General features: G+C 72.5%; 11 protein-coding genes and 2 pseudogenes. 10 read left to right on the forward strand and 3 right to left on the reverse strand.

Annotation, left to right across the window (positions count from 1 at the left end; genetic code table 11):
- Positions 1 to 117 precede the first annotated feature (117 nt).
- Complete coding sequence (locus ABT238_RS28585; protein ID WP_350566529.1) at positions 118 to 1,077, reverse strand: alpha/beta hydrolase; 960 nt, start codon at positions 1,075 to 1,077, stop codon at positions 118 to 120.
- Positions 1,078 to 1,183: 106 nt separating this feature from the next.
- On the opposite strand from ABT238_RS28585, the gene ABT238_RS28590 reads away from it, so the two are divergent.
- From ABT238_RS28590 to ABT238_RS28610, 5 genes are all read left to right on the forward strand, one after another.
- Positions 1,184 to 2,077, forward strand: coding sequence for a spermidine synthase (locus tag ABT238_RS28590; RefSeq protein ID WP_502891473.1), 894 nt, complete (start codon positions 1,184 to 1,186; stop codon positions 2,075 to 2,077).
- 161 nt (positions 2,078 to 2,238) lie between these two features.
- A complete protein-coding gene (locus ABT238_RS28595) occupies positions 2,239 to 3,078 on the forward strand; it encodes a class I SAM-dependent methyltransferase (RefSeq protein WP_350798415.1) in 840 nt (279 codons plus the stop codon).
- A 295-nt stretch (positions 3,079 to 3,373) separates the two neighbouring features.
- Entirely contained in the window at positions 3,374 to 4,285 is a 912-nt protein-coding gene (locus ABT238_RS28600) for a hypothetical protein (RefSeq protein WP_350798424.1), read from the forward strand.
- Between the two features lie 145 nt (positions 4,286 to 4,430).
- Complete coding sequence (locus tag ABT238_RS28605; RefSeq protein ID WP_350798434.1) at positions 4,431 to 4,757, forward strand: MazG-like family protein; 327 nt, start codon at positions 4,431 to 4,433, stop codon at positions 4,755 to 4,757.
- 147 nt (positions 4,758 to 4,904) lie between these two features.
- A complete protein-coding gene (locus ABT238_RS28610) occupies positions 4,905 to 5,363 on the forward strand; it encodes a P-loop NTPase family protein (RefSeq protein ID WP_350566536.1) in 459 nt (152 codons plus the stop codon).
- Positions 5,364 to 5,596: 233 nt separating this feature from the next.
- Here the strand turns inward: ABT238_RS28610 and ABT238_RS28615 are convergent, their stop codons facing one another.
- Positions 5,597 to 6,070 carry a hemerythrin domain-containing protein gene (locus ABT238_RS28615; protein ID WP_350566538.1) on the reverse strand — a complete coding sequence of 158 codons (474 nt, stop codon included), beginning with the start codon at positions 6,068 to 6,070 and terminating at the stop codon, positions 5,597 to 5,599.
- 231 nt (positions 6,071 to 6,301) lie between these two features.
- On the opposite strand from ABT238_RS28615, the gene ABT238_RS28620 reads away from it, so the two are divergent.
- The 3 genes and pseudogenes from ABT238_RS28620 to ABT238_RS28630 all read left to right on the forward strand — a co-directional run bounded on the left by ABT238_RS28620 (position 6,302) and on the right by ABT238_RS28630 (position 9,977).
- A complete protein-coding gene (locus ABT238_RS28620) occupies positions 6,302 to 7,195 on the forward strand; it encodes an SDR family oxidoreductase (protein ID WP_502891474.1) in 894 nt (297 codons plus the stop codon).
- A gap of 181 nt (positions 7,196 to 7,376) precedes the next feature.
- Positions 7,377 to 9,202: pseudogene (locus ABT238_RS28625) on the forward strand (catalase).
- Between the two features lie 244 nt (positions 9,203 to 9,446).
- The gene (locus tag ABT238_RS28630) at positions 9,447 to 9,977 is read left to right on the forward strand and encodes a hypothetical protein (protein WP_350798466.1); all 531 of its coding nucleotides are present in this window, start codon (positions 9,447 to 9,449) and stop codon (positions 9,975 to 9,977) included.
- A 238-nt stretch (positions 9,978 to 10,215) separates the two neighbouring features.
- Here ABT238_RS28630 and ABT238_RS28635 read toward each other — a convergent pair whose 3' ends face one another.
- Positions 10,216 to 11,238 (reverse strand): YihY/virulence factor BrkB family protein, encoded by a 1,023-nt coding sequence (locus ABT238_RS28635; RefSeq protein WP_350798473.1) that lies wholly within the window; start codon positions 11,236 to 11,238, stop codon positions 10,216 to 10,218.
- 43 nt (positions 11,239 to 11,281) lie between these two features.
- Here ABT238_RS28635 and ABT238_RS28640 point away from each other — a divergent pair.
- Together ABT238_RS28640 and ABT238_RS28645 are read left to right on the forward strand one after the other, a co-directional pair.
- Positions 11,282 to 11,644: pseudogene (locus tag ABT238_RS28640) on the forward strand (hypothetical protein); the annotation flags it as partial.
- A gap of 458 nt (positions 11,645 to 12,102) precedes the next feature.
- Complete coding sequence (locus tag ABT238_RS28645) at positions 12,103 to 12,369, forward strand: DUF4235 domain-containing protein (RefSeq protein WP_350566544.1); 267 nt, start codon at positions 12,103 to 12,105, stop codon at positions 12,367 to 12,369.
- Positions 12,370 to 12,946 lie beyond the last annotated feature (577 nt).

Here is a 12,946-nt window from a genome sequence, read left to right on the forward strand (position 1 = left end):
CGGGCGGGGCGGGCGGGGTCGCGGTCGCCCCCGCGGGGGGCGCGGGGGGGGGCGCGGGGGGGGGGGGGGGGGGGGGGGGTGGGGGCCGCCCGCCCCCCCCCGCGGGGCGCGGACGGTTCAGCCCACCGCGATCGGGAAGTACGCCCCGATCCAGCGGTCGAGCTCGGCGAACACCTGGGCGCGGGCGGTCTCCCCGGACAGCACGAGGTCGTGCATGCCGCCCTTGATCCGCACGATCGTCACATGGCGGCCCAGGTGGGGGCCGGCGGCGGCGATGTCGTCGGCGCGCAGGACGGCGTCCGCGTGGTGCAGGGCGGCGTGCCAGCGGGTGGTGGAGATGGAGGCGGTGGAGGCCATCAGCAGCACCGGCACGTCGATCCCGAGCCCGCGCCGCAGCTCCCGGTGGCCGCGCTGGACGGCCGCCAGCCAGCCGGCGAACAGCGGCACGCCCTCGGCCGGCTTGAGGCTGAGGTCGAAGTCCCACTCGCCGCGGAAGTCGCGGTGCAGGCTGTGCACGTAGTGCGGGTTGAGCGCGGAGGGCAGCACCCGGGTGGGCGCGAAGCGGCCGAGCGCGTCCAGCGCCGGGGCGCCGAGGGTGCGTACGGCGGGCGCGGCCGGCATGGAGAGGAACGGGCTGTTGAGGAACAGGCCGTCGACCAGGCCCCGCCCGGTGCGGCGCCCGGCCCACAGCGCGGCGATCAGGCCGCCGGTGGAGTGGCCGTTGACCAGCAGCCGGGTGTGGCCGTCCTGCTGCCGGATGATCCGCACCGCCTCGTCCAGCTCCTCGTCGTACGTCGCGAGGTGGCGCACGAAGTTCGGCGAGTGGTGCGGGCGCAGCGAGCGGCCGTACTTGCGCAGGTCGAGCGCGTAGAAGGAGAAGCCGGCGGCGGCGTAGTGGTCGGCGAGGTGGGTCTGGAACCAGTAGTCGTTGTAGCCGTGGATGTACAGGACGGCCCGGTCCGACCCGGGGACCAGCCGGCGGACCAGGGTCGCCGAGACCTCGCCCTCCTCGTCCGGCCGCAGCGGCAGCTCGGCCGCCTCGTAGGGGGCACCCAGGATGTCTTCGCGGAACTCCATGGCCGCACGCACCCGCTCTCTGCTCGGAATCTCGGGGAACCACGACGATACCGGCAGGTAGCCTCCGGCGTGACGGCGACGCGGGCCGGGCCCCTATGCTGCGGACATGCCCGAGATGCCCGAACCTCCCGACTCGCCCCCGGCCGACGACCCCGTGCCGGTCGCGCGGCGCACCGACCTCGGGCAGGCCAAGCTCCTGCCCGACGTCGACAGCGACGGCGGCTGGCTGCTGACCCTCGACGACACCCCGCAGTCCTACGTCGACCTCGGCGACCCGACCCACCTGGAGTTCGAGTACACCCAGCGCCTCGGCCACCTCGTCGACGCGCTCGCCGAGCCGGGCCGCCCGCTGGACGCCCTCCACCTGGGCGGCGGCGCGCTCACCCTGCCCCGCTACCTGGCCGCCACCCGCCCCGGCTCGCGCCAGCACGTGGTGGAGGTGGACGGCCCGCTGCTCGCCCTCGTCGAGCAGCACCTCCCGTGGCGCGGGCCCGGCGTCGACATCACCGCCGGGGTCGGGGACGCCCGCGCCGCCCTCGACGCGAGGGCGCGGTCCGCACCCGGCACGCTGGACCTCGTCGTCGCGGACGTCTTCCACGGCTCGCGCACCCCCGGCCACCTCACCTCGGTGGAGTTCCTGCGGCTGGCGGCGGCCGCGCTGCGCCCCGGCGGCTGCTACGCGGCGAACCTCGCCGACGGCCCGCCGCTCGCCTTCGCCCGCGCCCAGGCGGCGACGCTGCGCGCCGTCTTCCCGCAGACCTGCCTGATCGCCGAGCCCGCGGTGCTGCGCGGGCGGCGGTACGGCAACATCCTGCTGGTCGGCTCGGCCGGGCCGCTGCCGGTCGCGGACCTCGCCCGCCGGCTGGCCGGGGACATCTTTCCGGCCCGGCTCACCGAGGGCGCCGGCCTCGCGGACTTCGCCGGCCGCACGGCTCCGGTCACCGACGCGACCGCCACCGACTCCCCTCCGCCGCCGGACGGGGCGTTCAGCGTGGGCTGAGCGCCCCGGCCGCACACGTCGGCCGAGCGCTTCGGCCGGGCGCCCCGGCGCGCCGAGGCCGCGCGCACCCCGGTTCGCACGCCCCGCAGTGTCAGAATCGGCGGGTCCGCGCGGGGGCGCCCACGGGGCACACCCGCCACACCGGAGGAAGCGAGCGAGCGATGAGCAGCGTGGAGCGGCCCGACCTGTCGGGGGTGCCCGAGACGGCGCTGTGGACCCTCTGGCAGCGGTCCGTCGAAGCCCGCCGGCCGGACGGCCTGCTCCACGACCCCAAGGCCGTCGAACTCGTCGAGCGGATCGACTACCCCTTCGAGGAGCGGTTCGGCACCATCGGCCCGCACTCCCAGCTGCAGGCGCTACGGGTGGGCTGCTTCGACCGCGAGGTGGCGGACTTCCTGGCCCGCGAGCCGCGCGGCACGGTGGTCTGCCTGGGCGAGGGCCTGGAGACGCAGTACTGGCGGATCGACAACGGCCGCGCCCAGTGGCTCACCGTCGACCTCCCCGAAATGATCGCCCTGCGTGAGCACCTCCTCCCGCCCGGCCCACGCCAGCGCTACCTGCCCGCCGACGCCACCGACCTGGCCGCCTGGTCCGAGGAGGTGGACCGCGCCCGCGCAGTTCTGGTCACTACGCAGGGCCTGTGCATGTACCTCCCCCCGGCCCAGGTGAAAGCCCTGATCGCGGGCTGCGCGGACCGGTTCCCCGGCGGCTCGATGATCGTGGACGCCGTACCGCGGTGGTTCGCACGGCTCGCCACGAGCGGGAGGATGCGTACTGCCGCCTACCAGGTGCCCGCCATGCCCTGGGCGATGGACGCCGGCGAACGCGACAAGCTCCGCACCGCGAGCCCGGCGGTGACGGCCGTCCGCGACGTCCGCCCGACGGGCGGACGCGGTCTCCTGGGCGCCCTCCTGCCCCTGGCCCTGACCGCCCCGTGGCTGGCCGCCCACCGTCCCTCGGTCACGGTCCTGAACTTCGCCGAAGGCCCCGAACCGGCGTAGTCGAGCGGATATGCCCACCTGGTGGAGTGCCGCGTCGGCTGGAAGGCCAGAGTCGAAGACGTTGTTCACGCTGGCACCGGGCCGGTGGGCCTACACGGAATCGACGGCCGGGCCGAACCTGACCGTCACATGAGGATTGGTCTCTCGCCAGCCTGCGCAGGAGAGAGGCACCGTGCCCTGTACTTTGGCGTCCACCCAGCCGCCGCCTGGGTCAGGTTCACCTGCGAACACGGCCGTTGGCCGGGTCGTTCCTGGCATGACCTGGTGCTTTGAGATGAGGACCCATGAATCGGCGATGGAGATTCCAGCCGCCCTCGGAGGCTCGGTCGAGGAGACGGTGGGGCAGAAGTTTCGAGTGATCACGGACCGGAAGGCCCTCTCGGTCATCGTCGACGGGCCGGAGGCAATTTCCTCCCGAATGGTTCGGCGAGGCGCTCACGGGATTGACCACATCTGTGACGGCGAACGTTTCGTTGACCCCGGGGGGCGGGCCGCCACCGTATGCGGTTGCCCGTCGGCCTGGGAGGCGAGGCGGGTTGCCGCGATGGTGGGGCTGCCATCGGAACTCAGGGTCAGCTACCGGAGGCTGGTGATGGCTCCGGAGGCGGTAGCACCGTGCGGTGAGCAATGGGCGGCCTGGTCTGCTCGATCTGCGGCCGACCTCACCAACAGGGAGATCGGAGAACGGCCGTTCCTCTCGCCGTGCATGGTCTCCACCCACCTCCGTCAGCGCTTCCCGAAGCTCGGGGCGGCTTCCCGAGGCGCCCTGCGCGACGCGCACGACCGGAAAGAGGCGCCGGGGGTCGGCCGAACCACGTCAAGTGACGGAAGCGACCGCCCGCGGAGCGTTCCCACGGTGTGGCTGGCACACCGTTGCCGGCCCACCGTCATGTCCTCGGCGCAGACAGGGGAACCCGAAGTCGGCGGCCGCATCGGACCGGGAACCGGAGCCACACCGCGGGCCCATCCCGTCGCCGTCGAACTGATCGACCGCACCCTCGCCCGGCCCGACGGCTACACCGCCCGCGACCTGCTCGCCCACCCCGGCTGCACCAGCCTCCTCAGTGCGCACCAGCACGACCGGCTGATCCGGCAGATCACCGCGTGCGGGCTCGGCGAAGGCACCCTCCCCGACCCGCCGCGCGAAGAACTGGAGACCGCGCTCGACACCACCGAAAAGATCATTGACGACCTGGCCGGCGGCTGACGGCGGCAAGACCCCGAAGTCAGCCGCGCTGCCACCGAGTCGGTCCGGTGTGGCCTGGGAATCGAAAGGAGCGGGGCTCGCCGGGAACCGTCAGATTACGAATCGGCTTGATCGCCCCATTCGAACAGCGACAGGATCCTCACCCATGGAAGAGACCTGGGAAATCGTCAGCTCCCTTGCAAGCAGGCTCGATAGCCACTTCGACCGCAGTGACGAGCTCCGCTGGACCGTCCAGGCCCTCAAGCTCCAGGAAGAGGCCGGGGAAGTCGCGGAAGCCGTCATCGGGGCACTCGGCGCCAACCCCCGCAAGGGCTTCTCCCACGACTGGGACGACGTGCGCAAGGAAACCTGCGACGTGGCGCTGTCCGCCCTCGTGATGCTCGCCCGGATGGGCGGCGACCCCCGCCGCTTCTTCGACGAACACCTGCGCTCGGTCGCCGCCCGCGACACGAGCGACAGTGCCCCGGCCTGAGCCCCCGTCCGCAGCCCGGGGAAGGGAGTTCGCCCCCGTCCCCGGGCTCCACGCCGCGCCCACCCGCTGACGGAAGGACCGGATGAGCAGTAGGCCGAAAACCGCCGAGGAGGTCTCCGACAGCGAGCAGCTGCTGTTCGGGGGCCGATGAAGTACGACTACGGCTGGGCCAAGCACGAGACGGCCAGTGGGGAGGTGACGTTCTTGGCGGTGGCCCGGCAGATGCCGCGGTTCCTCGATCCCGCTCGCCGCCGCCGGCACGGCGGTGGTGGCCATCCGGACCGGATCGGTGGTGTCCAGTTCTCCGGCAGGCAGTGGCAGAAGGTCGCCCTGGCCCGCATTCGCCCGCGCCTGACCACACCCGACACCGCCAACCGCCTGCCTGCGCTGGTCGTCGTCGACGAACCCACCTCCGCCCTCGACCCGCAGGCAGAGGTCGAAGCGTTCGAGCGGACCCGCCAGCTCACCGACCTGGGTACCACCGTCATTCTGATCACCCACCGCCTCGGCGCAACGGCGAAGGCCGACCAGATGAGGTATGTGCCGGGGCGGTTCTGGCGGTGGCCGGGTGCGGGCGCGCTGCCGCGTCGGCGAGTGCCCGCGTGACCATACGGCACCGGTCCGTACCGCTGGGCCCGGGTACGCGGTCCGGGCCCGCGATGATGAACGGCTCCGACAGCGTCGGCCGCCGCAGAGCCGCTACCCGGTCGGCCGGCAACGATGCGGGGAACCATGGCCTGCCGAGCGGGGCCGCGGCCGCGCCGGCAGGAGGAGAATGGGAGGCCCCCATCCCCGGTCGGTCGACCAGGCCGACCGGGACGTCGTCTTGCCCACGGCAGTCAGGCGTCGGCGCTCGGGACCTTCAGGGGGTCCCGGGTGGCGGCCTCCTTCGCTTCCTGGAGCCGTTCGCCGAGTTCGACCAGGCGGTTGCGGCCCATGGCCTTGCGGACCTCGGGGAACCAGTCCTTCTCCTCCTCCTCGACGTGGTGGCGCACGTTCTCCATCAGCACGGTCATCTTGGCGTCGAACCGCTCGTCCTTCGGATCCATGGCGGCCAGCTCGGACAGCATCCACACCACGACGTGGTGCTCCTCGATGCTTTCCAGGACGTGGTCCTTGGTGTCCGGGGCGGCCTCGCGGGCGGCCGGGTAGAAGACCCGTTCCTCGATGACGGCGTGGACGGTGAGCTCCTCGATCACCTGGTCGACGATCTTCCGCTTCTCCGCGTACGCGTGGTCGCCGGCCTTCTCGAAGGCCTTGAAGAGCTTCTCCACGGTCTTGTGGTCGTCCTTGAGCAACACGATCGCGTCCATACGGTCCTCCGGTGAGGTGGGCAACGGGTGGGTCGGTGTGTGGGGCACGCGTACCCGCGATCGGTCGGCTCACCCCGCCCGCCCGGCCGGGCCACCCGGGTGCAGCAGTCCGCCGCGCCACGGTCCGGCCCGGGCGCCAGGATCGAGCGGGATGGGTTGGGGCGAAGGCCGACGGGTAGCCGCGACCGTGATGCACGTCCCTCCGGAGACCGGAAAGGCCGTAGTCCTGTGATGAGCGATCAGCCGACCGCGTCCCAACCGGCGCGCCGACGGCCGGAGCCGCCGATGCCGCAGCAGTCCCAGCAACACCCGGGACGCGGTGAGGCCATGGAGCCGGTACCCGATCACGGGGAGGACAGCTACCGGGGGTCGGGCCGGCTCGCGGGTCGGGTTGCCCTGATCACGGGCGGTGACTCCGGGATCGGGCGGGCCGTGGCCCTGGCGTTCGCCCGGGAGGGCGCCGATGTGGCGTTCTGTCACCTGCCCGCCGAGCAGCAGGACGCCGACGCGACGGTCCGTCTGGTCGAGGAGGCCGGTCGTCGTGCGGTGGTTGTCGCCGGTGACATCCGCGAGGAGGGGTTCTGCGCGGACCTCGTACAGCGGTGTGTCCGGGAACTGGGCGGCCTGGACGTCCTGGTGAACAACGCGGCCTACCAGATGTCCCAGCCGGACGGCCTGGCCGCGATCAGCAGCGACCAGTTCGACCGCGTGATGAAGACCAATCTGTACGGCATGTTCTGGCTCACCCAGGCGGCACTTCCGCACCTGCGGGAGGGCGCGTCGGTCGTCAACACCGCCTCGGTGCAGGCGTACAAGCCCAGCCCGCACCTGCTCGACTACGCGATGACCAAGGCCGCGATCGTCGCGTTCACCCAGGGCCTGGCCGTGCAGCTCGCCCCCGACGGTATCCGGGTCAACGCCGTCGCCCCCGGTCCGGTGTGGACGCCCCTGATCCCGGCCACCATGGACGAGGACAAGGTCGCGCGCTTTGGTGAGCAGTCCCCGATGGGGCGTGCCGCGCAGCCCGCCGAGATGGCTCCCGCCTATGTCTTCCTCGCGTCCCCCGAGGCCTCCTACATCACCGGTGAGATCGTCAACGCCACCGGCGGCACCCCCCTGCCCTGAGCCCCGGCCCCCTCGACGGTGAGGCGCGGGAGCGGCCCCCGGCCGAGAGGCTCCGTGTTGTGTCGCCGTTCGGAGAGGCCGCGCCCGTCGCGATATGCGTTCGTATGGAACCCACAGACCCACATCCCCCGCTCCCGGCGAGGACCGCGCCGCCGGGCACCCCATCCGCATCGGAGGAACCATGTCCAAGCCCGGACCGGTGAAGAAGATCATCGACGCAGTTTCCGAAGCGGTGCGTGACGACGAGCGGCCGACCGTGGAGGTGCCCGGCGCTCCCGGCGTCCAGCCGCCGCCGCTCGCGGAGCCCACCGAGCCGAGGGCGCCGCTGCCGTCGAAGCCGGACCAGCGGGCGCCCGCTTCGCAGTCCCCGACCGGCCGGGAGACCGGCGCTCCTGCGGACGCTGCCGCGCAGAACGGCGGCTACCTGACGACTGCGAACGGTACGCGGCTGCCGGATTCCGACCACTCGCTGAAGGCCGGGCCGCGCGGTCCGGTGCTGCTGCAGGACCACCACCTGCGCGAGAAGATCACGCACTTCGACCACGAGCGGATCCCCGAGCGCGTGGTCCACGCCCGGGGCGCCGCCGCGCACGGGATCTTCCGCGGGTACGGCACCGCCGCCGGCGTCAGCCGAAGGCCGGCGTGCACTCCCTGGTCTGGGAGGAGGCGCAGCTGATCAACGGCATGGACCCGGACTTCCACCGCCGCGACCTCGCGGACGCCATCGAGACCGGGAACTTCCCGCAGTGGGAACTCGGCGTCCAGGCCTTCCCCGACACTCCCGAGCAGACCTTCGAAGGCATCGATCTGCTCGACCCGACGAAGTTCGTCCCGGAGGAGCTCGCACCGGTGCGGCCGATCGGGCTGATGACCATGAACGCGAACCCGACGAACTTCTTCGCCGAGACCGAGCAGGTCGCCTTCCACCCCGGGCACCTCGTGCCCGGCATCGACGTCACCGACGACCCGCTGCTCGCCGGGCGCCTGTTCTCCTACCTCGACACGCAGATCACCCGCCTCGGCGGCCCCAACTTCGCGCAGATCCCGATCAACCGCACCCACGCCCCGGTGAACGACATGCTCCGCGACGGCTTCCACCAGGACGCCGTCCACAGCGGCGTCGCCCCCTACAAGCCGAACTCCCTCGACGGCGGCTGCCCGTTCTTCGCCGGTGCCGCCGAGCACGCCTTCATCGAACACCCCACCCCGATCGCAGCCGCAGCCAAGGTCCGCGAAGCGCCTGCTTCGTTCGCCGACCACTTCAGCCAGCCGCGGCTGTTCTGGCTGAGCATGAGCCCGGTCGAGCGCGAACACATCATCGCCGCCTACACCTTCGAGCTGTCGAAGGTCCACGAGCCGGCCATCAGGGAGCGGGTCCTGACCGTCCTCGCCGGAGTCGACGAGGTGCTCTGCGCGGAGGTCGCCGCAGGCCTCGGGCTGCCCGCGCCCCGGGCGGTCACCGTCCATGCCGAGGTCGCGCCCAGCGCGGCGCTGTCACAGGTCGGACGGCGCTGGCCGGCCACCGGCCGGGTCCTCGGCATCCTCACCGGTGCCACCAGCGACCCCGCCGTCGTCCGGCAGCTGCGGGAGGCCGCCCTCGACGCCGGACTGCTCCCGCTGATCATCGCCCCCACCGGTGCCCCCCTGGCCGGCGGCCTCGCCGTGCAGAGGACCTACGCCGCGGCCCGGTCCGTCGAGTTCGACGCGCTCCTGGTGGCCGGCGCACCCGCGCCGGGCGCGGACGACCGAGGGGCACGTGATGCCAAGTCCGGCGCCGTCGCGGGCGGGCAGTCCACGCTGGACTCCCGCGCCGTCCTGCTCGTCAACGAGGCCTGGCGGCACGCCAAGCCGATCGCCGGCCTCGCCGACTCCCGCGCCCTGTGGGCAGCCGCGGGAGTCGACCCACAGGCACCCGGCGTGATCACCGCCACGGAAGACACCGACGCCGTCCCCCAGCTCGTGGACCTGCTCGGCACCCACCGCGTCTGGGAGCGGTTTCCGGCGTAGGCCTGATGTCCGTCGACGTGCCCCGCGTGCGCGCTGAAGCACCACCCGCGCGGGCGGGCACGTCGCGCCCGGGCGCCCCCGGACGAGCGGGTCAGGAACAGGAGAACAGGCGGCTGGGCCCCAGGCCGCCTCCCCGGCGGCGGCCCCGGTGCGCAGGCGTCCATCGGCCGTGTGCGCAACGATGGACAGTGACAGCCCCGTCGGGGCTGTCACTCAGCAGTCCCAGGTCTTCGGAGGACAGGCGATGACTGCGCAGCTGCGGACGGATCCGCTGAACGTCTACCTGAACGACCATCTCACGGGCGCCTTCGGCGGAAGCGCGCTCGCCCGCCGCATGGCCGACACCCATCCCCACCGTACGCGCGCCTCCGCGCTGCGCCAGCTGGCCCTAGACGTGGAGCAGGACCGGGACGACCTCGTACGGATCATGAACCGGCTGGGCGTACCGGTCCGGCACTACCGCACCTGGCTGGGCGTGGCCGGCGAACGGCTCGCGCGTCTCAAGCCGAACGGCACGCTGGTGCGCCGATCCCCGTTGAGCGATCTGATCGAGCTGGAGACGATGCGCGTCGGCGTCGAGGGCAAGGCCGCGCTGTGGCGGGCGTTGCGTGCCATCGCCGACCAGGACGCACGCCTGGACCCGGACGACCTGGACCGCCTCGCACAGCGGGCCGACGAACAGGCCCGTCTGCTGAACGGATGGCATCACGAGGTCAGCGTCAACGTCCTCGCCCCGCACGGCGCCGGGTACCACCGCTCCGCGCCCACCGGGTGAGGCCGACGACGAGCACCGTACGGGGGCGGAGTGGCAGCTGCCGCCGGTCGTGACGGGTGACGCTCGCGGTCTGAAGCGCCCGGCCCGGAGAGCGAGAATTGAGGGGGACGGACAATGGAGTCCATCGTGATCACCTTGGGAGTAATCCTCCTGTGGAAACCGCGCGGAACGCCAGGGGCGGGAGACTTCGGCCGCGCACTGCGCCGGCCCTGCGACGTCCGAAACGCCGGTGCTCCGATCAGGGCTGTTCGTCCTCGGGCCAGGTGTTGGTGTCCCGGGGCCGGACATACGGTTCCTCGTCCTTCGGAAGGCCGCCCTCGATGGCGCGTTCGCGGGAGAGTTCGGCGTCGAACTCCAGGCCGAGCAGGATGGCGAGGTTGGAGATCCACAACCAGACCAGGAAGACGATGACGCCGGCCAGCGTGCCGTATGTCCTGTTGTAGGACGAGAAGTTCGCGACGTACAGGGCGAACCCGGCCGAGGCCGCCATCCAGAGGGCCACTGCGAGGGCGCTGCCCGGGGAGATCCAGCGGAAACCGCGGTCGCGCACGTTGGGTGCGGCCCAGTACAGCACGGCGATCATGAGCACGATCAGGAGCACCAGGACCGGCCACTTGGCGATCGACCAGACCGTGAGCGCGGTGCTGCCGAGACCCAGGGCCCGGCCGACGTGGTCCGCCAGCGGCCCGGTGAACACGACGATGACCGCGCTGGCCGTCAGCAGCGCCATGAGCAGCAGCGTCAGCCAGAGCCGCAACGAGGTGGTCTTCCACACCGGCCGGCCCTCCCGGATGTCGTACACGGCGTTGGAGGAGCGGATGAACGCGGCGACGTAGCCGGAGGCCGACCACAGGGCGGCCGCCAGGCCCACGACCAGCAGGACCGCGCTGGTGCCGGTGTTGTTCTGCAACTGGTCGACGGCGCTGCGCAGGATGTCCCGGGCCGCGCCCGGCGCGAGCTTCTCCACGTGGTCCAGGACGGCGGTGGTCGCCGACGTGCCGGCCACGCCGAGCACGGAGACGAGGACCAGCAGCGCCGGGAAGATCGCCAGGACGCTGTAGTACGTGAGGGCGGCGGCGCGGTCGGGCAGTTCGTCCTCCAAGAACTCCTTGCCGGTCCGCCGCAGTACCGCCCACCAGGATCGCCGGGGCAATTCGCCGAGTGTGTCAGGGGCGGCCGCCTCCACGCGACGGCTCGGGCCCGGGCGGTTGCCGTCCTCCCCATTGCCGTTCCGGTGTGATCGTCTGAACAAGGGAGTCATGCCGGGCGTCTGTCCGCGATGCCGCCGGCCAACCACGGGGAGACCCGGCGGGCAGGCCGAACTGCTTCGTGTGTCGTTCGGCAGCACCCTGCCGATCAAGGTCCCCGAAGGCCCTCCCGACGACCGGTACGTCGTCCTCTCGGACGTCCTTCCGCCTGGCAGGCCGGCGAGTACGCCGCCGTCCCCGACGGCCGCCGCGCTCGCCCAGCAGTCCACGGCCCTGCTGCCCAGCGCACTGGCCGCCAGGATCATGCAACACGTGGGGGTCGACCGCCTCCACGCCCTCTGCCTCGCCATCGACATCGACATCGTCCGACGGAGCGGGACCATCTCGCTGTCCGGCGAGTACGGCGGCATGACCGACCCGCTTCCCCTGCTCACCGTCGTCGACCGTCGTGCACCCCTCACGCCTTCCGTGCCGGGAGGGCAGCCCTGTGTCCCGGGCCTGCAGGGGCGAAACCCGGGCCGCAGGCCGGCGGTCCGGGTCGCACGCCCGCCGTGCACAGGTCGCGCGGGCCGTCGCGGTGAGGCCACGTCCGCCGCGGCGCGTGGCGGCACCCGCCCCGGGTAGACGCGGTGCAGGCGGGACGACCCGGAGGAGAGCAGACACCATGACCGCCGGAACCACAGCAACAGCGCCGCTGCCGCCCGCGCCACCCCTTCCGGGGCGGCCACCGCCCCGGCCGGCACCGCTTATGCCCGACCTGCCGACTCCCAGAGGCTGTGAGACCCCGCCGACCAGGATCGCCGACGCGGCGGTGCCGGGCTCGCGCCGACACCGCCGGTGAAGCGAAGCCGTTCTCGGGGACCGCTCGGCTGTGCTTTCCGAACCGCGAAGCGGCGGTGCGGTCCACATTGGAGATGATGACGATGGGCAAGATCTTGTACAAGCCGCTCGGCCTGCTGTTCGGCGCACTCGGCGGCGTCGTGGCCGGCGCCGTGTTCAAGCGCCTGTGGGCGGTCCTCGGCCATGAGGAGGAGGCGCCCCGGGCCACCGACGAGGACCGCAGCTGGAGAGAGGTGCTGCTCGCCGCCGCCCTGCAAGGGGTGGTCTTCGCTCTGGTCAAGGCGGCGATCGACCGCGGGGGCGCGGCCGGGGCCCGCCGGCTCACCGGCACTTGGCCCGACTGACCTCCGCCCGGCTCCCTACGCCCGGCGCCCGGTCCAGGCGCGTGGCCCGTGGCAGGCCACTCGTTCGGCCCTGTGACGGCCAGGCGTCAGTAGCGTGCGCGGCGCGGCGTGGTCGACTTTCCTTCGTGGTGTGCGGACGGAGCAGGAGGTGGGCGGGCCTTCAGGGGCGCTCGCCCCGGGCACGCGCCGGGAACTCGAGGACGGCAGCAGGACCGGCTGCGAACAGGCGATCGGTGACAGCGATCTGCCCGCGGCGACCGATGTCCGCCGGGTGCAACCCGCCCCGCCACGCCCCCCGCCTTGCTGAGAGCGCACAACGCCCGGACGACCCGCTGCAAGGGCTGAGGCTGCTCGGCCTCAAGACGTCGGACCTGTGCCGTGAGCGCCACCGTGTGAGGCTTCGTGCGCTCCCTGAACAACGCGAAGTCCGGGAGTGGAGGTGGTGGGGGCGTGGGCTCGGTCTGGTCAGGGGGAGACCGGTCCGGCCCACGCGGCGGGGTACACCTCATGACCCGGGCGGAACGGTACTGGACACCCCCGGGTGGGCACTCCAACGGGGCGATGAGCCGTCGTGTCG

Origin of the sequence: Kitasatospora sp. NPDC001527 (assembly GCF_040298605.1) — a bacterium.
In the GTDB taxonomy this organism is placed as follows: Bacteria; Actinomycetota; Actinomycetes; order Streptomycetales; family Streptomycetaceae; genus Kitasatospora.